This window comes from Mesorhizobium sp. W050 (genome assembly GCF_054719535.1).
Map to the genome: position 1 here is coordinate 3,906,037 of NZ_JBTTIH010000001.1, position 25,576 is coordinate 3,931,612.

Sequence of the window (25,576 nt, forward strand, 5' to 3'; positions counted from 1 at the left end):
GCATTTCTCCCCGTATAGTGACGGGGAGAAAGAAGCTGGTCGCAGCCTCGGCGCTCGTCCTGCAACGCTGGCGATTGGCGAAACCGGCGACGACAGCATCCTTCGCCCCGTTTACGAGGAGAAGATGGGCAGCCAGATGAGGGGCGGCGCTGGCGTTCGGAAGATGGGTTTGATTGGAAGGGTCTAACCTGCAGCGACCGCGTCGAGAACGCCACCTCCACCTTGCCAAACCCAACCGCGCTGCTATTCTTGCTGCTAAAATAATTTTACACACAGGCAAACATGTTTCTCTAACCGCAAGGCTGAGATGAGCCAGTCGCCCTACCCTTCAGTGACAGCCGGGCCGCCGCGGCCGAGCCTCGTCGTGAGGCCCGGACAGATCGCGCTGCCGCCGGGCATGGAGCGGTATACGATCCAGGGCAATGGCGCGGTGCTGATCGAGGTCGAGGCCGGCGATACGTTCACCGTGCGCAATGTCGAGGGCGGGCAGGCTTGCGAGTTGCTGGCCTGGGGCAGGACCGGCGCCACCGATCCTTCCATCCTCGGCGAAAAGTCCAACAGCAATGCCGCCGGGATCAAGGCGCTTCTGGCCGAGGGCGATGACAGCCTGGCTTCCGTCCGTCGTGGCCTTGAGCGCCGCCAGGTGCAGCTCGACGAGCCCAAGGCGGTGCGTGTGTTCGGCGGCGCAACGCCTGCCGGCACCGAGCAGGCATTCACGGTCACGCGCGACGGCGCGATGCTGATTGCCGCACCCGGCGGGCCGATGCTCGTCGACAGCCATGATACGGCAACGCCGCTCACCGTCATGGTGCGCCGCGCCACCGTGCGCCTGAAGACAAAGTCGCAGCTGGCCGATCCGCTTGCCGATCCGGTGCTCGATCTGCGCGTCCATTCGGCGACAGCCGAATCCTATTTCGTCAAGGCCGGCGACTACCTGCAGATCATCGATGTCGACGGCCGCCAGTGCACCGATTTCCAGTGCTTCTCGGCGCGCAAGCTGGACAAGGGGCTGGACCATCCGCTCGACGTTACGACCACGCGCACGCTGATGGGGTCGAGCTACCCGATGCCCGGCCTTCACTCGAAATATTACGACCAGGACATGGAGCCGCTGGTCGAGGTTATCCAGGACACGTGCGGCCGGCATGACGCCTTCGCGCTCGCGTGTGCGGCCAAATATTACGACGACATCGGCTATCCCGGCCACACCAACTGCTCGGAGAATTTCAATCGCGCGCTGGCCGACAAGGGTGTGACGCCCCGTGCCGGCTGGATGGCGATCAACTTCTTCTTCAACACGGCGATCGACGCCCATGGCGTGATGGTGTCGGACGAGCCGTGGTCGCGGGCGGGTGACTATGTGCTGCTCAGGGCGCTCACCGACGTTGTCTGCGTCTCCTCCGCCTGTCCCGACGACACGACACCGGCCAATGGCTGGAACCCGACCGACATCCATGTGCGAACCTATTCCGGCCAGCACAAATTCTCGCGAGCGATCGCCAGACGCATGACGCCCGATTCGGAACCGAAAATGACCCGCGAGACCGCCTTCCATTCCAGCTTCGCCAAGCACACCCGCAACTTCGTGGAATACCGGGGTTATTGGCTGGCCAATTCTTTCGCCAAAGAGGGGCCGATCGCCGAGTACTGGGCCTGCCGGCAGGACGCGGTGATCATGGACCTGTCGCCGCTGCGCAAGTTCGAGGTCACCGGTCCCGATTCCGAAGCGCTGCTGCAATACACGTTGACCCGCGACGTCAAGAAGCTCGGCGTCGGCCAGGTCGTCTATTCCGCCATGTGCTACGAGCATGGCGGAATGATCGACGACGGGACGCTGCTGCGGCTCGGCAAGGACAATTTCCGCTGGGTCGGCGGCGATGACCTGTCCGGCGAATGGCTGCGCGACACCGCCAGAAAACTCGGCCTCAAAGTGCTGGTGCGCTCGTCCACCGACCAGATGCACAATGTCGCTGTCCAAGGGCCGAAGAGCCGTGACATTTTGCGAGAGGTGGTCTGGACCTCGCCGCTGCAACCGTCGATCGACGAACTCGAATGGTTCCGCTTCGCTGTCGCGCGCATCGGCGGCGGCAATGGCATTCCGGTCGTGGTGTCGCGCACCGGTTATACCGGCGAGCTCGGCTACGAAATCTGGTGCCACCCACGCGACGCCGAAAAAGTGTTCGATGCCATCTGGGAGGCCGGCCAGCCGCACGGGCTGAAGCCGATGGGCCTGCAGGCACTCGACATGGTGCGCATCGAAGCCGGGCTGATCTTCGCCGGTTACGAATTCTCCGACCAGACCGACCCGTTCGAGGCGGGCATTGGTTTCACCGTGCCGTTGAAGACCAAGACCGACGATTTCATAGGCCGCGAGGCGCTGATAAGGCGCAAGGAACATCCGCAGCACAAGCTCGTCGGCCTCGACATCGACAGCAATGTCGCGGTCGGCCATGGGGATTGCGTCCATATCGGCCGCGCCCAGATCGGTGTCGTCACCTCGGGCATGCGCTCGCCGGTGCTGAACAAAAACATCGCTCTGGCGAGGCTTGACGTCACCCACGCGGCAATCGGCACAGAGGTGGAGATCGGCAAGCTCGACGGTCATGCCAAGCGGCTGCCGGCGCGGGTGGTGGCCTTCGCTCACTACGATCCGCAAAAGACCAGGCCGCGATCCTGAGGGTTGCACCCCCGGCCCTTCGCAGGCTCAGGGCGTTCGAAGCTCGAAAGCAATTGGCTTTCCGTCCGCTACCGCGGACCGCTTCTCACCCCACAAGGGGAGAAGGACAAAGCGAGCGTTTCGCAACCGTGATGTGCACGGCGCCACAAATCACTTGACGTGAAAGCGCGCCGGATCAATCTTCACTGTTAAGAAAAAAATACGACTGAGTGGAAACACTGGAGTCGTGCGGTCATGTACCGGGGAACAAGCTTCGCGAAGCCGAGGCATCACCGGCCGGGAACACAAAATGGGGAATTCAGACAGATGAGCACGATTACCACTGCCCTGGAGCAGCCTGCTGAAGGCAAGCTGCTCCGCAACATCGACTGGCGCGGCGCCTTCTGGGTGGCGAGCGGCGTTCCTGCCCTTGTCCTGTTTTCGATCGGCGGCATTGCCGGCACGACCGGAACGCTGGCCTTTGGGATCTGGATCGCTTCCATGATCATGGGCTTCCTGCAATCCTTCACCTATGCCGAGATCGCCGGCCTGTTCCCGAACAAGTCGGGCGGCGCCTCGATCTACGGCGCCACCGCCTGGCTGCGTTATTCCAAGTTCATCGCGCCGCTGTCGGTGTGGTGCAACTGGTTCGCCTGGTCGCCGGTGCTGTCGCTGGGCTGCTCGATCGCCGCCGCCTATATTCTCAACGCGCTGGCGCCGGTGCCGCTGTTCACCGAGGCGTCGCCGGACGTCGTCGCCTATATCGCGGCGCATGCCGGAACGGTGCCTGCCGACGCCATCGCCGCGGTGACCGCGGCGGCCACGCCGGCGATCCGCAACTGGACGCTGTTCAGCCACACGCTGGGTCCTGTCTCCTTCACCCTCAATGCCACTTTCTTCATCGGCGCGGTGCTGATGCTGATCATCTTCTCGATCCAGCATCGCGGCATTCTCGGCACCGCCAATGTGCAGAAGTATATCGGCCTGCTGGTCATCATCCCGATGCTGATCGTCGGTGTCGTGCCGATCGTCACCGGCCAGATCAACTGGGCGAACTTTTCGCCGCTGGTGCCGCTGGCGGCGGCTTACGCGCCGGAGCCCGGCTCGTGGAACATTGCTGGCTGGACGCTGGTGCTGGGCGGCATGTTCATCGCGGCGTGGTCGACCTATGGTTTCGAGACTGCCGTCTGCTACACATCGGAGTTCAAAAACCCCGGCACCGACACGTTCAAGGCGATCTTCTATTCCGGCCTGCTCTGCATGCTTCTGTTCATCCTGGTGCCCTTCACCTTCCAGGGCGTGCTGGGCCTCAACGGCATGCTGGCGACGCCGATCGTCGACGGCTCCGGTGTTGCCGATGCACTGGCCGGCATGGTCGGGGGTGGCGCATTGATCCACAGCCTCTTGGTGATGCTGATGATCCTGGCGCTGGTGCTGTGCATCATGACGGCAATGGCCGGCTCGTCGCGCACGCTCTACCAGGGCTCGGTCGATGGCTGGCTGCCGCGCTATCTCAGCCACGTCAACGAGCATGGCGCGCCGACGCGCGCCATGTGGACCGATCTCGTCTTCAACCTGATCGTGCTGGCCATCGCCTCGGCCGACGCGACGAGCTTCTTCTTCATCCTCGCCGTGTCGAACTGCGGCTACATCATCTTCAACTTCCTCAACCTCAATGCCGGCTGGATCCACCGCATCGACAACGGCCACATCAACCGGCCTTGGAAGGCGCCGAGCTGGCTGCTCGGCCTCGGCGCCATCTTCGCCTATGTAAACGCCATCTTCATGGGCGCCGGCGCCAAGGTGTGGAACCCGATGGCGCTCTGGGCCGGCCTGATCACAGCCGCCTTGATCATCCCGGTGTTCTGCTACCGGCACTACGTCCAGGACAAGGGCAAGTTCCCCGACCACATGCTGGCCGACCTCGGCATGGCGGGCGCAGACCTCTCGGTCAAAAAGGCAGGCATGCTGCCCTACCTGACGCTGGTCGCCGGCCTGGTCGTGATGCTGCTCGCCAACTGGTACTTCGTCATCTGATAGTGATGGCTTGAAAAGAATGGGCGCGCTTCGGCGCGCCCGTTTCTTTTTGTGGCAGACGTCAGCCGGCCTTGCGGATGACCGCTTCGGAGCCTTTGAAGAACCGGTTCGGCGGACGCTTCAGGCCGAGATTCTCGCGCAAGGTGGTGCCCTCATACTCGCGCCGGAAGAGCTTTCGCCGCTGCAGCTCGGGCACCACCTTCTCGGCGAAGTCGTCGAGCCCGGCTGGCAGATAGGGGAACATGACGTTGAAGCCGTCTGACCCTTCGGCAAACAGCCATTCCTCCATCGAATCGGCGATGGTTTTCGGCGTGCCGACGAAAGCAAGGCCGGAATAGCCGCCGAGCCGCTGCGCCAGCTGGCGGACGGTCAAAGTCTCCCGGCGCGCCAGCTCGATGACGCGCTCACGGCCGCTCTTCGAGGCATTGGTCTCGGGGATTTCGGGCAGGGGCGCGTCGGGATCGAAGCCGGATGCGTCGTGCCCCAGCGCGATCGACAGCGAGGCAATGCCGCTCTCGTAATAGACCAGGCTGTCGAGCTTGGCGCGTTTGGCCTGTGCTTCCTCGACACTGTCGCCGACGATGACGAAGGCGCCGGGCAGGATCTTGATGTCGTCGCGCGAACGGCCGAGCTTCTCGGCCCGGCTTTTGACATCGGCAAAGAAGCGCTGCCCAGCCGCCAGATCGGAATGGGCGGCGAAGATCACCTCCGCCGTTTCGGCTGCCAGCTGCCGCCCGGCCTCAGATGCGCCGGCCTGGACGATGACCGGCCAGCCCTGCACCGGCCGCGCAATGTTGAGCGGGCCGCGCACCGAGAGATGCTCACCCTTATGGTCGAGCACATGCAGCTTCGCGGGATCGAAATAGAGCCCGCTCTCGGCGTCGCGGATGAAGGCGTCGTCGGCAAAGCTGTCCCAGAGGCCGGTCACCACATCGTAGAATTCCCGCGCATTGTGATAGCGCTCGTCGTGCTCGACATGCTCGTCGAGGCCGAAGTTCAGCGCGGCGTCGGGATTGGATGTGGTGACGATGTTCCAGCCGGCGCGGCCGCCGCTGATATGGTCGAGCGAGGCGAAGCGACGGGCAATGTGATAGGGCGCGTCGAAGGTCGTCGATGCGGTGGCGATAAGGCCGATATGATCAGTGACGGCGGCGAGCGCCGACAGCAGCGTGAACGGCTCGAACGAGGTCACCGTGTGGCTGCGCCGTAGCGCCTCGATCGGCATGTTGAGAACGGCCAGATGGTCGGCCATGAAGAAGGCGTCGAACTTCGCCGCCTCAAGCGTCTGCGCGAAGCGCTTCAGATGGGCGAAGTTGAAGTTGGCATCGGGATATGAGCCGGGATAGCGCCAGGCCCCGGTGTGAAGACTGACCGGACGCATGAAGGCGCCGAGCCGCAATTGCTTATTGTCTACCATGGGATGATCACCTGATGCGAATGAGCGTTGCCGCTCCGATATGTAAGCAGGATCGGACGGCTTTGCCGTCCTGGAAAGGAATTCTGTTTTGCAAAACCGGCGCCGCGAAGCATTTTCATACAGGTGGCCGTTCAACCTATTTTGATGAACCCGCCTGGTGTTGAGATACTTGCCGAGGTGCTCGGTGCCACCGGCAACGAGAAAGCCAGAACGCCGCACGTCAAGCGTACGGCGTTCCAGCCTTTTCCAAGGTGCATCCTGTGCGCCGGCAGCGCTTACTCGGCGGCCAGGGCAAGTGGCGGCCTGTCATTGTCCTGCACCGCCTCATCAGCTGGCTTCTTGCCTTGCTTCGGCTCGCGGCCGAAGAACAGCGCGTAGCCTGCCGGCAGCACCAGGATGGTGAGTACGGTGGCGACGAGGATGCCGCCCATCATGGCGTAGGCGAGCGGTCCCCAGAACACCGCACGCGAGATCGGGATCAGCGCCAGCACCGCCGTCATCGCCGTCAGCACGATCGGCCGGAAACGGCGCACCGCCGAGCCGATGATGGCCTCCGATCGGTCCATTCCCCTGGCGATGTCCTGATCGATCTGGTCGACCAGGATGATTGAGTTGCGCATGATGATTCCGAGCAGCGCGATGACACCGAGGATGGCGACGAAGCCGAACGGCGCGCCGCTGATCAACAGAGCCGCCGCCGCACCGATGATGCCGAGCGGACCGGTGGCCAGCACGAGCATCGCCTTGCCGAAATGCTGCAGCTGGATCATCAGGAGCACGACGATGACGGCCAGCATGATCGGCGCCTTGGCGGCAATCGAGGCCTGGCTTTCGGCGGAATCTTCCGCACCGCCCTGGATCTCGATCTTGTAGCCGGGCGCCAGGCCGGCGCGCATGCCCTGCATGTCATTGTAGAGCTTGGTGACGACGTCGTTCGACTGCACGCCATCCGGCAGCGTGGCGCGCACCGAGATGGTCGGCAGGCGGTCGCGCCGCCATTCGACGCCTTGCTCGAGCACCGGCACCACCTTGGCCACCTGCGACAGCGGCACGAAGCCGCCGAAATCGGTCGGGATATAGACCGAGTCGACCGAGGACAGCAGGCTGCGGCTGGCGTCCGGTTCGCGGGCGACGATGGAAACCGTCTCCTCGCCATCACGGAAGTCATCGAGCGGCGCGCCGGACATCGCTGCCTGCAGCATCTGGCGGATGCGCTGCGAGGTGACGCCAAGCGCACGGGCGCGGTCCTGGTCGATGACCAGCTTCATCGCCGGTACCGGCTCCAGCCAGTCGTCATGGACGGCGCCGAGCAGCGGATTTTCGGCGAATTTCGCCTTCACCTGGTCAGCGATGCGGCGCACCTCCTGGCGGTCCGGACCCATGATGCGCATCTGCACCGGCCAGCCGGTCGGCGGGCCGAGGAACAGACGGTCGACCTTGGAGCGGATCGAAGGGAAATCCTGCGCCAGGACTGAGCGCAGCTTGAGGATCAGCCGCTCACGCGCCGGCTCGTCATTGGCCATCACCAGAAGCTGCGCATAGTTCGGATTGCGCAATTGCTGGTCGAGCGGCAGGAAGAAGCGCGGCGCGCCTTCGCCGATATAGGTGGCGATGAAGCGCTTGTCCTTGTCGTCCATCATCCGGGCTTCCAGCGCCTTGGCCTGCGTCTCGACTTCCTTGATCGAGGTTCCCTCAGGCAACCAGAGATCGACGAGGATTTCCGGCCGCGAGGATTGCGGGAAGAAGTTTTGTGGGATGAACTGGAACGCCCACAGGCTGGTGGCGAAGGTGACCAGCGTCATCACCAGAACGATGATGCGGTGGCGCACCGCCCAGCCGACCGTGGCGCGCAGCCGCCGGTAGAAGCCGGTGTCGAAGGCGTCATGATGGTTGCCGGCATGCTTGCGCTGCTTGAGGATCATGTAGCCCAGCCACGGCGTGAAATAGACGGCGACGAACCACGACACGACGAGCGCGATGCCGACGACATAGAACAGCGTGCGCACATATTCGCCGGCGGTCGAGGCGGCGAAGCCGACCGGGATGAAGCCGGCGATGGTGATCAGCGTGCCGCTCAGCATCGGGAAGGCGGTCGAGGAATAGGCGAAGCTCGCCGCCTCGATCTTGACCAGCCCCTCCTCCAGCTTGCGCTCCATCATCTCGACGACGATCATGGCGTCGTCGACCAACAGCCCGAGCGCGATGATCAGGGCGCCGAGCGAAATGCGCTGCAGATCGATGCCGAGCTCGTACATGATGGCGAAGGTGGCGGCCAGCACCAGCGGAATGGCAATGGCGATGACCAGGCCGGAACGCCAGCCGATCGACAGCAGCGAGACAGCAAGCACGATCAGCAGCGCCTCGCCGAGCGCCTCCATGAACTCGTTGACGGCGTCCTTGACAACCTCGGGCTGGTTGGAAATCTGGTCGACCGCAACGCCGTAGGGCAGCGCTTCCTCAAAGCGCTTGTAGGTCGCCTCGACATCCGTGCCGACGTCCCTGACGTTAAAACCCTTGGCCATGACGACGCCGACCTGGACGCTTTCGTGGCCGTTGAAGCGGTACTTGCGCTGATAGGGATCTTCGAGACCGGAACTCACGGTGGCAATATCGCCAAGACGTGTCACCTGACCACCGGCGCGCAGGCGCAATTCCCTGATGTCGGCAGCCCTGGTGACATCGCCCTCGACCGAGATGCGCACCGAGCGCAGGCCGGTGTCGACGGAGCCCGCCGGATCGACATTGTTCTGGCCCTTGATGGCGTTCTGCAGGTCGGTCAGCGTCAGGCCGCGTTCGGCCAGGGCCTTGGACGAGACGTCGATATAAAGCTTCTCCGGCTGGTCGCCGATGATGACGGCCTTCTCGACGCCCGGCGTCGTCAGCAGCATGTCGCGAGCCTGGGTGGCGAATTTCTTCAGCTCCGGATAGCTGTAGCCGTCGCCGCCGATCGAGTGCAGGGTGATGAAGGTGTCGCCGAACTCGTCGTTGAAATAGGGCCCGAGCAGGCCTTGCGGCAGGTCGCCGGAGATGTCGCCAACCTTCTTGCGCACCTGGTAGAAGGCGTCCTTCACCTCCTCTGCATTGGTGTCGCCCTTGATCTGGACGGTGATGATGGCGCTGCCGGCGCGGGTGTAGGAACGGACGAAGTCGAGGTGCGGCGTTTCCTGCAGCTTGCGCTCGATCTTGTTGACGACCTGGTCTTCCATCTCCTGGATCGAGGAGCCCGGCCAGATCGCCTGGACGACCATGACGCGGAAAGTGAAATCGGGGTCTTCCTTCTGGCCCATGCGCATCAGGCCGAGCGCGCCGGCAATGATGATCAGACCGAACAGGAAGCGCGCGATCGAGGGATGGCCGATGGCCCAGCGCGAAAGATTGAAAGGCTGCTTTTCAGTGCTGTCGGTGGTGGTCATCGGCGTCAGTCCAATTCGTTGATCGTGCGCGCATGGCTTTGCATGCAGCTAGGATATTCCGATGCTGGCTTCCGGGCGGCGAGGCTTTCCGAGCAGAGAGACACTCATCGCGGTGGGACGCGCGGATCGATGCGGGGGAACTCGATCTTGGCGTCTCGACCATCGGGCGCTCGCCGCCCGGAAACCCTGAATTCGCTTGCCCAGCCTTTTCGCCGAAGCGACGATCAAGCCGGCTTCATGCCTGCGGTCAGCGCAGGGCCTTTGCGGCATCGCCTTCCGCAGAGGCGGCCTGGACCGCATCGCCGGTCAGCTTGACCTTGAGATTCTCGGTCATGAACTGGGTGCCGGCGGCAACGACGACATCCCCCGGCTTGAGCCCGTCGGCGACGCTGACGCCCTCGGCGGTGAACTCCGCAACCTTGACCAGGCGCTCGTGCACCGTCTCGCCGGCGCGGTCGACGGTCCAGACAATCTTGCGACCATCCTTTTCCGCAAGCGCGCTGAGCGGGATCGACACCATCTCCTGCTTCTTGGCCACCGAGGCCTCGATGTTGGCGGTCATGCCGAGCAGCACGCGCGGGTCGTCGGGCAGCGAGACGCGGACGGCAAAGGTGCGCGACTGCTGGTCGGCGCTGCCGGCGACTTCACGCACTTTGCCGGAGAGCGCCAGCGCGTCATCGGACCAGAAGCTGGCCTTGACGTCCTTTCCCGGCTTGAAGGCGGCGATGTCCATTTCGGGAACCGCGATCAGCACTTCCTTTTCGCCGTCGACGGCGACGGTCATCACAGGCGTTCCGGCGCCGACCACCTGGCCGACATCGGCCGAGACCGCCGTGACGATGCCGTTCTCGCTCGCCTTGAGATCGGTGTAGACGACCTGGTTCTGCGCCTGGGCAAGGGTAGAGCGGGCGGCATCGCGCGTCGCTACCGCCTGGTTGTAGCTCAGCGTCGCCTGTTCGAGCTGCGACTTGGAGGTGAAGTTCTTGGCAAAAAGCTGTTCGGCGCGCTTGCGGGACAGATCGACCGTCTCGACCTGCCGCTCGGCGGCGTCGAGGCTGGCCTTGGCGCTCTTGACCGACAACTCATAGTCCGTGGGATCGATACGGGCTAGCACATCGCCTGTCGTCACATGCTGGCCGATGTCGACCAGACGCTCAGTGACCTTGCCCGAGATGCGAAAGCCGAGGTTCATTTCGGTACGGGCTCGCACCGAGCCGGAATAGGTGAGTTCGCGACTCTTTTCGGCCTGGCCGATCTCGACCACCTTGACCGGACGGATGATGTCCTGGACCTCGGTCTTCTCCTGGCTGCAGGCGGCGAGCCCGAGCGTGGCGACGATCAGGCCGGCGACCGGCAGCTTGCGGATGATGGAACTGGACAAAGACACTTTCGTACTCCCGACTGGAGATGAACGGTCGACACCGGCGCCCGGCGGGCGGCGGCTATTACTTCAGAGCCTTGATCGCGTAATCGATGAGATCGTCGGGCATCGCCCGATTGGTCTTGGCAAGGCACTGCGCCACCATTTGCGGGTGGCACAGAATGACGGTGGCGGCGCCGAAGCAGCGCGATGCGATGACCGGATCCTGGTCGGCAAACTCGCCGGCCTCGATGCCCTCGCGGATGACCTCGGCAAACAGGTCGTGAATGCTGTCGATATGCTTGTCGATGACGCCCCAGTCGCGCTCGAGCGCGACGATGACCATTTCGTGGACCTTCTGGTCGTCGAGCATGACTTCCAGCGTCATCTTGTACTGCGCATGCACGTAGCGGCGCAGCCGCTCCTCGGCGCTGATCGGCAACCGGGAAATCTCGTAGGCCATGTTGTAGCTGGCGAGGAGCATGCGGCCGCAGACGGCCTGGTGGATTTCGACCTTGGAGGCGAAGAAACGGTAGATATTGGCCGGCGACATGCCGAGTTCGCGGGCGATGTCGGCGACATTGGTCTTGCCGTAACCATAGTGCCGGAACAGGCGTTCGGCACAGTCGAGAATGCGGGTGACATTCTCCTGGCGGGTGGAGTCGGCCATTATGCTGGCGGCTTCGGACATGGCTCTCTGTCGATTTATGAGTGACGAATTTCAACTTTCGTCAGTCGTAAATCGAAAAGAGGGAAGTGTCAATGCGAATTCGACGTACGCGTATAATTTGGTGACAGAGGGTGTGCGCGAACTCGACCTTGCGCGTGCCGTTGCGCTCTGGAACTAAGATCCCTTCGCCATTTCCCGCAGCTGAAACTTCTGGATCTTCCCCGTCGATGTCTTCGGGATCTCGGCAAAAATCACCGCCTTCGGCACCTTGAAGCGGGCGAGCAGCGCGCGGCAGTGTTCGATGATCTCGGCCTCGCTTGCCGCCTTGCCGGGCTTCAGCTCGACATAGGCGACCGGCACCTCGCCCCATTTGTCGTCTGCCTTGGCGACGACGCCGCAGGACGCCACGGACGGGTGTTTGTAGAGGGCTTCCTCGACCTCGATCGATGAAATGTTCTCGCCGCCGGAGATGATGATGTCCTTGGAGCGGTCCTTGAGCTGGATGTAGCCGTCGGGATGCATGACACCGAGGTCGCCGGAGTGGAACCAGCCGCCGGCAAAGGCCTCTTCGGTCGCCTTCCTGTTCTTCAGATAGCCCTTCATGACGATGTTGCCGCGAAACATGACCTCACCGATCGTCTCGCCGTCGGCCGGCGTCTTCTGCATCGTCCCCGGGTCCATCACGGTCAGGCCTTCGAGTGCGGCATAGCGCACGCCCTGCCTGGCCTTTTTGGCGCTGCGTTCGCCCTTGTCGAGATCGTCCCACGCACTGTGCCATTCGTTGACGACCGCCGGGCCATAGGTCTCGGTCAGCCCGTAGAGATGGGTGACGGCAAAGCCGGCATCGGCCATGCCCGACAGCACCGCTTCCGGCGGAGGTGCTGCCGCCGTATTGAAGGTCACCGTCTGGGGGAACGTCCGCTTGTCCTCGTCCCTGGCGTTGATCAGCACCGACATGACGACCGGCGCACCGCACAGATGCGTCACGCCGTGGTCGGCGATGGCATCGTAGATCGGCTTCGGCCGCACCCAGCGCAGGCAGACATGGGTGCCGGCCTGGACCGCCATCGTCCACGGAAAACACCAGCCATTGCAGTGGAACATCGGCAGCGTCCACAGATAGACGGCGTGCTTGGCCATGCCGGCATGGATGGTGTTGGTGTAAGCCATCAGGGCAGCGCCGCGATGGTGGTAGACGACGCCCTTCGGATTGCCTGTCGTGCCGGAGGTGTAGTTGAGCGAGATGGCGTCCCATTCGTCGTCGGGCATCGACCAGGCGTAGCCCTGGTCACCGCCGGTGACGAACGCCTCATAGTCGATCGCGCCGATGCGCTCGCCCTTGGGATAGGGTGCATCGGCGGCATAGTCGGGATCGTCATAGTCGATGACCAGCGGCTTCACCTTGGCCAGTGCCAGTGCCTGTTTGACGACAGCGGAAAATTCGCGGTCGACGACGAGGACCTTGGTCTCGGCATGGTCGAACTGGAACGCAATGACGGCGGCATCGAGCCTTGTGTTGAGCGAATGCAGCACCGCTTTGGTCATCGGCACGCCGAAATGCGCCTCCAGCATCGGCGGCGTGTTCGACAGCATCACCGTGACGGTATCGCCCTTGCCGATGCCGCGCTTCGACAGCGCCGAGGCGAGCTTCAGCGAGCGCCGCCAGAAGGTACGATAGGTGATGAGCTGGCTACCATGAATGATGGCAACATGGTCGGGATAGGTGCTTGCCGCCCGCTCCAGATATGTGAGCGGCGTCAGCGGCTGGTGGTTGGCGGCGTTCTTGCCGAGATCCTGATCGTAGGGACTGCCCATCCCGTGCTCCCCGAGTTTCATTTGCTGAGAACTTCTAACCACAGGTTCCCGCCACGTCACCATCGGCGATTCCCGACCGGGCACATTTGGCGCAATGATCGTCCAGATTCGAGTGGGCAAAGAGGTATCATGTACCCACGCAAGTTTGACTTTTGTCGAGAGCCGTGAATAATGTCAGCCGAGGAGACGGCATGGCGATCCGACCGGCAGAACAGCTTATCCACAAGGCCGCCTGGCTCTATTACGCCCATGGCCTGCGCCAGGACCAGGTCGCCAGCCAGCTTAACATCTCCCGCGCCTCGGTCGCCATGTATTTGCGCAAGGCGCGCGAGACCGGCATCGTCAACATCTCGACCTCGACGCAGCTGTTCACCGACGACGTATTGGCACGCCAGCTCGAGGACGCGCTCAAGCTTGATGCGGTGTGGATCGCGCCGGAGAATGCCTATGTCGTCGACCCTTCGACGGACGTTGCGGTGCTGGCGGCGAGCGTCTTTCTCGAACTGGTCAAGAAGGGCGACCGTATCGGCGTCGCCTGGGGCCGCACCGTCTACACCATCGCCGACGTCATGTCCTATGCCGACCTGCAGGACGTCACGGTTGTGCAGCTCTGCGGCAATCTCGGCGCGCCCTACTCCTACCGTCCCGACCAGTGCACGATGGAGATCGCCCGGCGGCTCAACGCCAAGGGCCTCAATTTCTACGCGCCGCTGGTGCTGACGACGGAATTGCTGGCGCATGGGCTGCGCGCCGAACCGGTGATCCGCGAACAACTGGCCGATATTGCAAACTGCGATCTGGCGCTCTATTCGGTAGGCACGGTCGATGGCGACAGCCATGTCGTCAAATGCGGCGCGCTCAGCCCCGGCGAGATGGGGCTGTTGCGCGAAGCGGGCGCCGCCGGCGTCGTTGCCGGCCAGATCATCGATGCCGCCGGCAAGGCGCTCGACTGCAGCTACAACCGCCGCGTCATCTCGGCCTCGCTGTCGTCACTGCGCCAGATCGAGAAGCGGCTGATGGTGGTGCAGGAAGACAGCAAGTTCGAACCGCTGCTCGCCGCGCTCGCCGGCGGGCTCTGCACGCATCTCGTCGTCGGCGCCAGCATGGCGCGGCGGCTGCTCGACCATGCCGGAGCCAGCGCGGGGGCAAAAAAGGCTTCCTGACCAACGAAATCCCAGCAGCCGGCGCATTGTCATCAAGGCGTCGCGGTACTCCTGTTCACAGCAACATCAAAGACAGCAAAGCGGACATAGCGACATGAAGAACCTTTGGAATGACGGCGACGCGGAAAGACTGGTTGCCGACTATGCGAAAAAGGGCGTTGCCCGCGACCTCGCGCTGCGCGTCTACACGACCCGGCTGCTCGGCGGCGAGCCGCGGCTGGTGCTGCATGGCGGCGGCAACACCTCCTGCAAGACCAAGGCCACCGATCTCGTCGGCGACGAATGGGATGTGCTGTGCGTCAAGGGCAGCGGCTGGGACATGGGTGTGATCGAGCCGCAAGGCCTGCCGGCGGTCAAGCTCGGCGCGCTGCTGAAGGCGCGTGCGCTGGCCAGCCTCGCCGACGAGGACATGGTGGCGCTGCAGCGGGCGAACCTCATCGACCCCGCCTCCCCCAATCCTTCGGTCGAGACGCTGCTGCACGCCTTCCTGCCGCATAAATTCGTCGACCACACGCATTCGACCGCGATCCTCGCCATCGTCGACCAGGCGGACAGCAAGCCGCTGATCAAGACCGTGTTCGGCGACAAGATGGGGTACGTGCCCTACATCAAGCCGGGCTTCGACCTCGCCAAGGTGGCCGCCGATGTCTACGACGCCGACCCCAGCGTCGAAGGCCTGATCCTCGACAAGCATGGCATCTTCACCTTCGGCGACGCTGCGAAGCAGGCCTATGACCGCATGATCCATTATGTGAACGTGGCCGAAGACTATGTGGCGAAGAACGGCAAGCCGAAGACAGCGAAAGCCGCACTGCCGGCCAAGCTCGCAACGCCGGCAGCGATCGCGCCGATGCTGCGTGGCGCGGTGGCGGTGGCGCGTGGCGAAGGCCGCTTCGACCGCATGATCAGCGATTTCCGCACTTCGGACGCCATCGTCGATTTCATCAACTCAGCCGGCATAGCAGACTATGCCGGACGCGGCGTGTCGACGCCCGACCTGTCGATCCGCATCAAGACCGGACCGATGGCGGTTCCGGCGCCAGACGCCGACAAGATTGGCGACTACAAGGCCGTCATCAAGAGCCATGTCGACGCCTTCGCCAACGACTATCGCGCCTATTTCGAAACCAACGATGCGCTGGACGACGTCCAGCGCACCATGCTCGACCCGATGCCGCGGCTGACGCTGGTGCCGGGCCTCGGCATGTTCGGCCATGGCCGCACGCTGAAGGATGCGAAGATCGCATCTGATGTCGGCGAGATGTGGATCGAGGCGGTGCGCGGCGCCGAGGCCGTCGGCAGCTTCCATCCTCTATCGAAGGCCGACCTCTTCCCGCTGGAGTACTGGTCGCTTGAGCAGGCCAAGCTCGCCTCCAACAAGCCGAAGCCGCTGACCGGCCAGGTGGTGCTGATCACTGGCGGCGCCGGCGCGATCGGTGCTGCGACGGCAAAACTGTTCGCCGCCAATGGCGCGCATGCCGTCGTCGTCGATCTCGATGCGGCCAGGGCGGCCGAGGCGGCAAAGGCAGCCGGCAACAATTCGATCGGCGTCGGCGCCGACATCACCAACCCGGCCGAGCTGCGCGCCGCCTTCGACAAAGCTGTCGCTGTCTATGGCGGCGTCGACATTCTGGTCTCCAACGCCGGTGCCGCCTGGGAAGGCCGCATCGGCGAGCTCGACGATGCCCTGCTGCGCAAGAGTTTCGAGCTCAACTTCTTCGCCCACCAGTCGGCGGCGCAGAACGCGGTGCGCATCATGCTGGAACAGGGCACCGGCGGTGTGTTGTTGTTCAACACCTCCAAGCAGGCGGTCAACCCGGGTCCGAAATTCGGCGCCTATGGTGTGCCGAAGGCGGCGACGCTATTCCTGTCCCGGCAATATGCGCTCGACTACGGCGCGCACGGCATCCGCTCCAATGCGGTCAACGCCGACCGCATCCGCTCCGGCCTGTTGACCGACGCCATGATCGCCAGCCGTTCCGGCGCGCGCGGCGTGTCGGAGAAGGAATACATGTCGGGCAATCTGCTCGGACAGGAGGTGACGGCAGAAGACGTGGCGCAGGCCTTCCTGCACCAAGCATTGGCCGAACGCACCACCGCCGATGTGACGACGGTCGACGGTGGCAACATCGCCGCAGCGCTGCGCTAGACATAGACCTGGAGCGGTTCATCGTTCACCAAAACGACGAACCGCTCTCCCACCTGAAGGACTCCAGGCGGAGAACTGCTTTTGCAGGTCGTGCTGAAAAACTGCTCGAACTGGTCAAAATCCACTCCAATCCTTGGCCTATTGCTCGACCACTTTAGGGCGCGCCTTGTGTTTCGCATGCGAGCTCCGACCCTGAGCCTTGGTGGAGTTGTCGATGGCTGCGAAGAGACTTCGTGTCGGCGTGCTGTTCGGCGGGCGCTCCGCCGAGCATGAGGTTTCGCTGCTTTCGGCAACCATGTCATGCGTACTCTGGATCGGCGAAATACGACTCCGTTCCCACCTTCGTCACCCGCGAAGGCCAATGGCTGCTGAGCGATTTCAAGGACGGCGCGCTGGCGACACCTTCTGATGGGACGCAGCTTTGCCTGCCGCCGGGCGGGCATGGCGGATGCTGGCGATCCCGCCAAGGGCGCCGCATGACCTGCCTGCCATCGAATATGGTGTTCCGGTGGGTAGTGTGCTGAGAGTTCTGCAAATTCGCTGAGAGGGGGCGGTCATGGCAGGCTGGTGATTGTTCACGTCACCTGATTCCCGCGAAGGAACGCCACCATGACCAAGACTGAAGTTAAGACCGCCAGCGCTGCCGTCAAAGACATTTTGCTTTCGAACCCGGATGGATTGCACGAAGTGCTCCGTGCGGTGATGCAGGAGGTGCTTGAGGCCGAGATGGACGAGGCGCTGGGTGCCTCGAAGAGCGAGCGCACGCCCGAACGGCTTGGCTATCGCTCGGGCTATTACGGCCGTACCCTTGTGACGCGGGTCGGCAAGCTCGAGCTGCGGGTTCCGCAGGACCGGGCCGGGCGCTTCTCCACCGAGCTGTTCGAGCGCTACCAGCGTTCCGAGCGGGCCTTGGTGGCGACACTGGCGGAGATGTATGTCCAGGGCGTGTCGACCCGCAAGGTGAAGGCGATCACGGAAGAACTGTGCGGCCATGCCTTCTCGGCCTCGTCGATCTCGGCCATCAACAAGCGGCTGGACGAGAGCCTCGCTGCCTTTGCCAGGCGCCCCCTTCAAGAGCCGTTTCCTTACCTCATCCTCGATGCGCGCTACGAGAACGTGCGTGAAGCCGGTGTTGTCATGAGCCAGGCGGTGCTGATCGCGGTCGGTATCGACTGGGACGGAAGGCGCCAGATCCTGGCCGTGGAGATGGCCAATCGCGAGAGCCGCTCGGCCTGGAGGGACTTCCTCGTCGGCCTCAAGGCGCGCGGCCTCAAGGGCGTCGAGTTGGTCGTGTCCGACGATCACGCCGGCCTGGTGGCAGCGATCGGCGAGGTGATCCCCGAAGCCGCCTGGCAACGCTGCTACGTGCACTTCCTCAGGAACGCGCTCGATCATCTGCCGAGGAAGCACGGCGACGACTGCCTGCAGGAATTGCGCTGGCTCTACGACCGGCGCGATCTCGCAGAGGCCAGGGCTGATCTTGCCGCATGGCTTGCCAAATGGTCGGCACGCTATCCGCGCCTGACAGGCTGGGCCGAGGATGCCATCGAACAAACCCTGACCTTCTTCAGGCTGCCGAGACAGCACCACAAGCATCTCAAATCCACCAACATGCTGGAGCGGCTCAACGAGGAAATCCGCCGGCGCACCTATGTCGTGCGCATCTTCCCCAATACCGAAAGCTGCCTGCGCCTGGTCAGGGCCTTGGCCGTCGAGACCAATCAAAACTGGATGGAGGCCAACCGATACATCAACATGGACGACCTGCGCGAGCACAAGAAGCTCGCTCTGCGCCAAGCCGCATGACCAGCATCATGGCTGCCCCATTTTGCAGAACTTGACGCACACAACCTTCCGGTGCTGCACGCCTGCATGGCGAGGACGGCGCGGTGGCTGGTGCGCGTCGGGCGGTCATGATGCAGGGGCAGATTCCTAACAGATATTGTTAGATCTTGTTGGATGCATTATAATGTGGGTATGAAAAACGAACCTATGCGCACCCTCACCATATCCCTTACCGCGCAGCAGATAGCTCGCCTGCAAAGCGCTATCGAAGGTGGCGGTTATGCTTCCAACAGCGAGATTGTCCGCGACGCCCTGCGCTTATGGGAGCAGCGCGAGGAATTGCGCACGCTCGAACTCCAGCACTTGAAGCGGGCCTATGCCGACGGGATGGGCAGCGGCAAGCCGGTGGCTGTCGACCCCACCGAGTTCATCGACAGCCTGAAGGCAGAACGCCGCGCCCGTGGCTAGCTATAGGCTCACACCGCGCGCTTCGCAGGATTTGCGAGACATCTGGCACACCATCGCCGCCGACAATGAAAGGCAGCAGACAGACTGTTGATGCGCATTTTCGAAAGACTGGAGCTGGCGGCGCAGCACCCCAAGATGGGCTGCGCACGGCCCGAGTTAAGCGCAACGGCCCGCGTGCTCGTCGAAGGCCGTTATATCATCATCTACGAGCCGCAGCCCGATGGTGTTATCGCTGTGGCGATTGTCCACGGGATGCGCGATCCAGACCATTGGTTGTAGGCCGGCAGGCTTACGATCAAATGAAAAGAGCGGCCCATGCCGCCCTTCGCATCTATCAGACGACCGATCCTACTTCGCGTTCGGGTTCGGCATCCAGGCCGGCATGGCGACATCGGCATGGGCGAATTGCGGCAGCTTGGCCGACAGGTCCTCCATGTTCTTGATGTCCTTGTCGATCAGGTCCTTCTGGGTGATCAGCGTCGGCGGCACGATGACGTTGTGGCCGGGATCTTCACCGGCGAGCAGCTGCGCCAGCGCGCGCACCGAGACCTGGCCGACGACGGCAGGGTTGGTGGCGGCGGTGGCGGCCCAGGCGCTGTCAGTCTCGCGCATGGCCGCGATGTCCGAGGTAGAGATGTCGGCGGAGTAGATCTTGATCTTCTTGTTCAGCCCCGCCTCGTCGACGGCGATCTTCACACCCTTGGCGAACTCGTCATAGGGCGCGAACATCACATTGATGTCGGGATGCGCCTGCAGCACCGAGCGCGCCTGGTTGGCGACCGAGTTGGCGATCGGGTTGTCGAGCGTGCCGAACATCGCGACTTCCTTGATGCCGGCATGTTTCTTCTTCACGTCGACCCAGGTCTCGTTGCGGCGGTCGAGCGGCGCGATGCCAGCGACATAGACATAGCCGGCGTTCCAGCTCTCGCCATTGTCCTTGACCGCCTGCTCGAGCGCCAGGCGCGCAAGGTCCTTGTCGGACTGTTCGATCTGCGGGATCTTGGGGTTTTCGACATTGACGTCGAAGGCGACGACCTTGATGCCGGCATCGACCGCGCGCTGGGCGGCGTCCTTCATCGATTCCGTCAGGCCGTGCTGGATGATGATGCCCTGCACGCCGAGTGCGATGGCCTGGTCGACCATGTCGGATTGAAGGGCGGCGTCCTGGCGGCTGTCGAGCACGCGCAGATCGATGCCGAGCGCCTTGGACTGGGACTCGACGCCCGAGAGATAGGCCTGGAAGAAATCGCCGGTCGAGAGATAGCGCACCAGCGCGATCTTGACGCCGGGCTTGTCGAACGGCGCCGGCTTGTCGGCGGCAAAGGCCGGGACCTGCATCAGCATTGTTGCGCCGGCCAATCCGAGCGCGACCTTCCCCAAAAGTCTTCTTGTGATGTTCACGTTCTTTCCTCCGTTTGTTGAACCCAAAACTGTCCCGGCAGCCATTCTATCTCCTGCCCCGGCCGGAAAGGGCGAAGGTAAAGACAAGGGCGACGACGAGAACCACGCCCTTGACGAAATCCTGCGTGTAGTAAGGCGCGTTCATCATCGTCAGGCCTTGCAGCAGGATGCCGACGAACAGCGCGCCGATGGCGGTGCCGAAGGCGTTCGGCTTGGCGGCGCCGAGCACCGCGTAGCCGATCAGCGCCGCGGCAACCGCATCGAGCAGCAGATTATTACCCGACGCGATGTCACCGCGTCCAAGCCGTGCGGCCAGCAAAATCCCGCCGATCGAGGCAAAAACTCCTGAAATGACGTAGGCCCAGATTTTGTATGCCTTGACAGGCGCGCCGGCGAGTTCGGCGGCCCGTTCATTGCTGCCCACGGCATACATCATGCGGCCGAAGCGTGTGTATTCGAGGAAGAACCAGATCAGCACGGCGAGCACGATCAGCACGACCACCGAGACCGGAATGAGGTTCGGGATGAAGAAGTCGAAGCGGTGGCGGCCGAGCGCCAGGAAGGCGTCGGAGAATTTGCCGTTGGCGACCGAGCCGTCCGGCATTGTCATACCGGTGGCGATGGAGCGTCCTTCAGTCGGGATGCGCTGGAGGCCGACGAGCAGGAACATCATGCCGAGCGTCGCCAGCAGATCGGGCACGCGCATATAGACGATCAGCCAGCCATTGATGAGGCCGACAAGGGCGCCGATGAGCAGGCAGATGAGGACAGCGACGACAACGTTCTGCTCCAGCACCACCATGACATAGGCAGCCGCCATCATGGCCGATGTGGCGACCGAGCCGATCGAGAGATCGAAGCCGCCGACAACCAGTGTGGCGGTGACGCCCAGCGCCAGCACGCCGGTGATGGCGACCGACTGGAAAATGAAGACGGCACTTTGCGGCGAGACGAACCCGTCGGCGGCGATGGCGAAATACGCGATCAGCCCGAACAGAAGCACGATGAACCCGTAGCGGATAGCGTAATCGCGCGGCGTCATTCAGCGCCCGCCGTCAATACCCAACTCAAACCCGTGCACTCCATTCCAACCCTCAGTTCTTCAATCATCGTGGCTCAGGCCGCACTGTGCAACGGCCCGCCCGCGACTTCGGCCAGCAGACGGTCGAGATCGACATCGGCGTTGCGGTGTTCGCCGACGATGGTCTGCTCGGACATCACCAATATGCGATCGGCCGTCTCCAGTGCCTCGTCGAGTTCGGTGACGAACAGCAGCGTGGCGCGGCCATTGGCGCTGGCCCTCAGCTTGGCGGCGATGTCGCGCCTGGCGGAGATATCGACGCCCTGGAACGGTTCGTCGAGAATGAACAATCGGGCGTCCTGCGCCATCCAGCGGGCCACCATCACTTTCTGCTGGTTGCCGCCCGACAGAGTGGTCATGTCGTCCTTCTCCGAGCGGCAGACGATGCCGAGATCCTCGATCTGCCGGCGGGCAATAGTGCGTTCAAGGCCGCGTTTGAGAACTGAAAAGCGCGACATGCGCTTGTGGAAGGGCAGGCTGATGTTTTCCTGGATGTTGAAGCCGCCGACGATGCCGTTTTCGCCACGGTCCTTGGCGACCAGAAACACGCCGGCGGCGATGGCTTCGCCCGTCGACCCAGGCGCATAGGGCTTGCCATATAAAGTCATCGTACCGGACAGCGGCTTGCGCAGGCCGAACAGCGTCTCGGCGAGCGCTGTCTTGCCGACGCCGACGAGGCCGGTAATGGCAACGACCTCGCCGTCGCCGAGAGTCAGCGAGAATGGCCGGGCACCAGGGGCGATGCGGAAGGCATCGACGGTCAGGATCGGCTCGGCAGAACTCCTGGCTTCGATGCGGTCAAGATGGATCTTGCGGCCGAGCATGGCGTTAACGGCGCCCTCATAGTCGAGAGGCTTGCTGTCGAAGACGCCTGAGATGACGCCATCGCGCATCGAGACGATGCGGTCGGCCAGCCGCCTGATATCCGACATGCGATGCGAGATGTAGAGGATGGCGACGCCCTGCTCGCGCAAGCGGTCGAGCAGCGCAAACAGCCGGTCGGCCTCGGCGCTGGACAGCGACGAGGTCGGCTCGTCGAGGATCAGCACTTTCGGCTGGTGCGCCATGGCGCGCGCGATGGCCACCATCTGGCGATCGGCCAGCGACAGGTCGCTGATGCGGGCCTTGAGGTCGATGGCGAGCCCCATGCGGTCGGCCACCGCTTTGGCTTCGCGGCGCACCCGGCCGGGGTTGAACAGCAGCGGCGCGCCCTTGCCGCTCAGCCGGTCGAGCGTCAGATTGGTGGCGACATCGAGATCGGCGACGACGCCGTCATTGATGTTTTGGTGCACGGTAACGACACCGGCGCGGATCGCCTCTGCCGGCGTGTTCGGCACAAAGTTGCCGCCAGCGAGGTGCATGATGCCGCCGTCATGGTCGTAGACGCCGCTGATGATCTTGACGAGGGTGGACTTGCCGGCGCCGTTGGCGCCCATCAGCACGGTAATCTCACCGGCATGCAGTTCGAGCGAGACGCCGCCAAGCACCTCGATATGGCCGAAGGATTTCCTCAGCCCGTCCACGCGGAACACGGCATCATTGCCCATTCGTTCCTCCCTGAAGATGACGCTATGGGCTACGTCATCAATTGTCAACTCGATTGACAATTGCCAGTCAGCTTCCTAGCTTGGCCTCACCGCCATCGCTCCACTATGATTGGAGCGAGCAAGCGGGAGGGTGAGGATGACTGCGAAATTGCCGTTTGAAGCACTGTCGGTGGAGACGCTTGCAACGCGCCTCGGTACGAACGAAGCGCTGTGCGCCAAAATCGGCAAGGGCCCTTGGAAGGTGCGCGAGGTCGGCGACGGCAATCTGAACCTCGTCTTCATCGTCGAAGGCGGCTCGGGTGCGGCCGTGGTCAAGCAGGCCCTGCCCTATGTTCGCCTCGTCGGCGACAGCTGGCCGTTGCCGCTCAAACGCTCCTTCTTCGAGTATCACGCGCTGACGCGGCAAGAGGCGCGCGCGCCGGGCTCGGTGCCGGCGATCCTCCATTTTGACGAAGCCCAGGCGCTGATCATCATGGAATATCTGGCGCCGCCGCACATCATCCTGCGCCGCGCCCTGATCGACGGCCGCGAGTTGCCAAATATCGCCCGCGACATCGGCCTGTTCATGGCCCGCACTTTGTTCCGCGGCTCTGATCTCTCCATGCCCACCAAGGACCGCAAGGCCGACCTGGCGCTGTTTGCCGACAATGTCGAGCTCTGCGGCATCACCGAAGACCTGGTGTTTTCCGACCCATATTTCGATGCCAAGCTGAACCGGCATACGTCGCCGCAACTGGACGGCCTGGTTGCCGAACTGCGTGCCGACCGCGACCTCAAGGTCGAAGCGCAGCGGCTGAAGCATATCTTCGCCGCCAATGCCGAGACGCTGCTGCATGGCGACCTGCATTCGGGCTCGATCATGGTCACCGACACCGAGACGCGGATGATCGATCCGGAATTCGCCTTCTACGGTCCGATGGCCTTCGACGTCGGCATGCTGCTCGCCAATTTCTGGATGTCCTACTTCTCGCAGCGCGGCCATGAACACAAGGGCAAGCGTGACGCCATGCGTGCCTATCTGCTCGGGGTGACCAATGACACCTGGACGGTGTTCCGCGCCGAGTTCTCGCATCTATGGCGCACCGAGCGCACCGGCATGCTTTACCAGAAGAGCCTGTTCGAGGATCAGGGCGACATTCTCGCCTCGGAGCAGGCGCTCGACCATGTGCTGCACCAGATCTGGACCGACCTCTTGGGCTTTGCCGGCATCGAGGTGCACCGGCGCATCCTCGGCCTCGCCCACAATGCCGATTTCGAGACCATCGAGGACGAGGATCTGCGAGCCTCCTGCGAGGCCAAGGCGCTGAAATTCGGCCGTCACATCGCCGTCAACCGGCGCCAGATTCACGGCATGGACGAGGTCAATAATCTGGCCGCTTTGATCGAACGGGAGAGCAGGATTTGAACGTCGGCGAGCGCCACTACCGCACCATCTGGCTGAGCGACGACCAGCGTTCGGTCGAGATCATCGACCAGCGCTGGCTGCCGCACGAGTTCCGGGTCGAGACGATCGGGAGCGTTGCCGGCATCGCCACCGCGATCCGTGACATGTGGGTTCGTGGCGCGCCGCTGATCGGCGTCACCGCGGCCTACGGCGTCGCCATCCAGATGGCGGACGATCCGTCTGACGAAGCGCTCGACGCGGTCTGGGAGACGCTGCACAAGACGCGGCCGACTGCGATCAATCTACGCTGGGCACTGGACGAGATGCGGCGGTTCCTCAGGCCGATCGTATTGGGACAGCGCGCGGAGGCGGCCTATAAGCGCGCCGCGGAAATCGCCGACGAGGATGTCGATCTCAATCGCGCCATCGGCGAGAACGGGCTTGCCATCATCAAGGAGATCGCGGCACGCAAGAAGCCGGGCGAGCCGGTCAACATCCTCACCCATTGCAACGCCGGTTGGCTGGCGACGGTCGATTACGGCACCGCCACGTCGCCGATCTATCTCGCCGTCGAGGCCGGCATTCCGGTCCATGTCTATGTCGACGAGACGCGCCCGCGCAACCAGGGCGCCCAGCTGACCGCCTGGGAGATGGCCGGCCACGGCGTGCCGCACACGCTGATCGTCGACAATGCCGGCGGCCATCTGATGCAGCGTGGCGCGGTCGACATGGTGATCGTGGGCACCGACCGCACCACGGCCAATGGCGACGTCTGCAACAAGATCGGCACCTATCTCAAGGCGCTCGCCGCCTCCGATAATGAGGTGCCCTTCTACGTCGCTCTGCCCTCGCCGACCATCGACTGGACAGTGGGTGATGGCCTCACCGAAATCCCGATCGAGGAACGCTCCGGTGACGAGGTGTCGCTGGTCTGGGGCAAGACGGCGGACGGCAAGATCGCGCAGGTTCGGGTTTCGCCCGAAGCGACGCCGGCGGCCAATCCGGCGTTCGATGTGACGCCGGCACGGCTGGTGACGGGGCTGATCACCGAGCGCGGTGTGGCCAAGGCTTCGCGCGAAGGGTTGAAGGCGATGTTCCCCGAACGCGGATAATCTCCCCCCTTGAGGGGGAGATGTCGCCAAAGGCGACAGAGGGGTCGGCGCGTCCTGACGCGACCTCCCAGCACCGACAGATGATGCTAGCGCTCCAGTCGAACCGACCCCCTCTGGC

The 25,576-nt window shown here is 63.3% G+C and carries 17 protein-coding genes and 1 pseudogene; 10 read left to right on the forward strand and 8 right to left on the reverse strand.

Annotation, left to right across the window (positions count from 1 at the left end):
- Nucleotides 1-307: 307 nt before the first annotated feature.
- Both ACYG9Y_RS19135 and ACYG9Y_RS19140 read left to right on the forward strand, forming a co-directional pair.
- Nucleotides 308-2,677, forward strand: a complete 2,370-nt coding sequence (locus ACYG9Y_RS19135) for a DUF1989 domain-containing protein (protein ID WP_023738430.1) — start codon at nucleotides 308-310, stop codon at nucleotides 2,675-2,677.
- Nucleotides 2,678-2,983: 306 nt separating this feature from the next.
- Nucleotides 2,984-4,693 carry an APC family permease gene (locus tag ACYG9Y_RS19140; protein ID WP_023668560.1) on the forward strand — a complete coding sequence of 570 codons (1,710 nt, stop codon included), beginning with the start codon at nucleotides 2,984-2,986 and terminating at the stop codon, nucleotides 4,691-4,693.
- Nucleotides 4,694-4,754: 61 nt separating this feature from the next.
- Here the strand turns inward: ACYG9Y_RS19140 and ACYG9Y_RS19145 are convergent, their stop codons facing one another.
- The 5 genes from ACYG9Y_RS19145 to ACYG9Y_RS19165 form a co-directional block, all read right to left on the reverse strand.
- On the reverse strand, nucleotides 4,755-6,110 hold the full coding sequence (locus ACYG9Y_RS19145) for an LLM class flavin-dependent oxidoreductase (RefSeq protein WP_023738429.1): 1,356 nt from the start codon (nucleotides 6,108-6,110) through the stop codon (nucleotides 4,755-4,757).
- A 275-nt stretch (nucleotides 6,111-6,385) separates the two neighbouring features.
- A complete protein-coding gene (locus ACYG9Y_RS19150) occupies nucleotides 6,386-9,523 on the reverse strand; it encodes an efflux RND transporter permease subunit (RefSeq protein ID WP_023738428.1) in 3,138 nt (1,045 codons plus the stop codon).
- A 247-nt stretch (nucleotides 9,524-9,770) separates the two neighbouring features.
- Nucleotides 9,771-10,910, reverse strand: coding sequence for an efflux RND transporter periplasmic adaptor subunit (locus tag ACYG9Y_RS19155; RefSeq protein WP_023738427.1), 1,140 nt, complete (start codon nucleotides 10,908-10,910; stop codon nucleotides 9,771-9,773).
- A gap of 58 nt (nucleotides 10,911-10,968) precedes the next feature.
- Nucleotides 10,969-11,574 carry a TetR family transcriptional regulator gene (locus tag ACYG9Y_RS19160; RefSeq protein ID WP_023668564.1) on the reverse strand — a complete coding sequence of 202 codons (606 nt, stop codon included), beginning with the start codon at nucleotides 11,572-11,574 and terminating at the stop codon, nucleotides 10,969-10,971.
- A 153-nt stretch (nucleotides 11,575-11,727) separates the two neighbouring features.
- A complete protein-coding gene (locus tag ACYG9Y_RS19165; RefSeq protein ID WP_023738426.1) occupies nucleotides 11,728-13,368 on the reverse strand; it encodes an acyl-CoA synthetase in 1,641 nt (546 codons plus the stop codon).
- Between the two features lie 191 nt (nucleotides 13,369-13,559).
- Here ACYG9Y_RS19165 and ACYG9Y_RS19170 point away from each other — a divergent pair, with 191 nt between their 5' ends.
- The 6 genes and pseudogenes from ACYG9Y_RS19170 to ACYG9Y_RS19195 all read left to right on the forward strand — a co-directional run bounded on the left by ACYG9Y_RS19170 (nucleotide 13,560) and on the right by ACYG9Y_RS19195 (nucleotide 19,212).
- The gene (locus ACYG9Y_RS19170; RefSeq protein WP_023738425.1) at nucleotides 13,560-14,531 is read left to right on the forward strand and encodes a sugar-binding transcriptional regulator; all 972 of its coding nucleotides are present in this window, start codon (nucleotides 13,560-13,562) and stop codon (nucleotides 14,529-14,531) included.
- 94 nt (nucleotides 14,532-14,625) lie between these two features.
- Entirely contained in the window at nucleotides 14,626-16,680 is a 2,055-nt protein-coding gene (locus ACYG9Y_RS19175; protein WP_023738424.1) for a bifunctional aldolase/short-chain dehydrogenase, read from the forward strand.
- A gap of 208 nt (nucleotides 16,681-16,888) precedes the next feature.
- Nucleotides 16,889-17,191, forward strand: a pseudogene (locus tag ACYG9Y_RS19180) (D-alanine--D-alanine ligase A); the annotation flags it as partial.
- A gap of 98 nt (nucleotides 17,192-17,289) precedes the next feature.
- A complete protein-coding gene (locus tag ACYG9Y_RS19185; RefSeq protein ID WP_352609099.1) occupies nucleotides 17,290-18,486 on the forward strand; it encodes an IS256 family transposase in 1,197 nt (398 codons plus the stop codon).
- 186 nt (nucleotides 18,487-18,672) lie between these two features.
- Nucleotides 18,673-18,933, forward strand: coding sequence for a ribbon-helix-helix domain-containing protein (locus ACYG9Y_RS19190; protein ID WP_023738422.1), 261 nt, complete (start codon nucleotides 18,673-18,675; stop codon nucleotides 18,931-18,933).
- Nucleotides 18,934-19,023: 90 nt separating this feature from the next.
- Nucleotides 19,024-19,212, forward strand: coding sequence for a type II toxin-antitoxin system RelE/ParE family toxin (locus ACYG9Y_RS19195; RefSeq protein WP_348524242.1), 189 nt, complete (start codon nucleotides 19,024-19,026; stop codon nucleotides 19,210-19,212).
- Nucleotides 19,213-19,281: 69 nt separating this feature from the next.
- Here ACYG9Y_RS19195 and ACYG9Y_RS19200 read toward each other — a convergent pair whose 3' ends face one another.
- From ACYG9Y_RS19200 to ACYG9Y_RS19210, 3 genes are all read right to left on the reverse strand, one after another.
- Nucleotides 19,282-20,334 (reverse strand): substrate-binding domain-containing protein, encoded by a 1,053-nt coding sequence (locus ACYG9Y_RS19200; RefSeq protein WP_023692173.1) that lies wholly within the window; start codon nucleotides 20,332-20,334, stop codon nucleotides 19,282-19,284.
- A 46-nt stretch (nucleotides 20,335-20,380) separates the two neighbouring features.
- Nucleotides 20,381-21,376, reverse strand: coding sequence for an ABC transporter permease (locus ACYG9Y_RS19205; RefSeq protein ID WP_023738421.1), 996 nt, complete (start codon nucleotides 21,374-21,376; stop codon nucleotides 20,381-20,383).
- A gap of 74 nt (nucleotides 21,377-21,450) precedes the next feature.
- Nucleotides 21,451-22,962 carry a sugar ABC transporter ATP-binding protein gene (locus tag ACYG9Y_RS19210; RefSeq protein ID WP_023738420.1) on the reverse strand — a complete coding sequence of 504 codons (1,512 nt, stop codon included), beginning with the start codon at nucleotides 22,960-22,962 and terminating at the stop codon, nucleotides 21,451-21,453.
- 136 nt (nucleotides 22,963-23,098) lie between these two features.
- On the opposite strand from ACYG9Y_RS19210, the gene mtnK reads away from it, so the two are divergent.
- A complete protein-coding gene (gene mtnK, locus ACYG9Y_RS19215) occupies nucleotides 23,099-24,367 on the forward strand; it encodes an S-methyl-5-thioribose kinase (protein WP_023704828.1) in 1,269 nt (422 codons plus the stop codon).
- Nucleotides 24,364-25,458 (forward strand): S-methyl-5-thioribose-1-phosphate isomerase, encoded by a 1,095-nt coding sequence (mtnA, locus tag ACYG9Y_RS19220; protein ID WP_023668575.1) that lies wholly within the window; start codon nucleotides 24,364-24,366, stop codon nucleotides 25,456-25,458. The genes mtnK and mtnA overlap by 4 nt, the downstream gene beginning before the upstream one ends.
- Nucleotides 25,459-25,576: the final 118 nt, after the last annotated feature.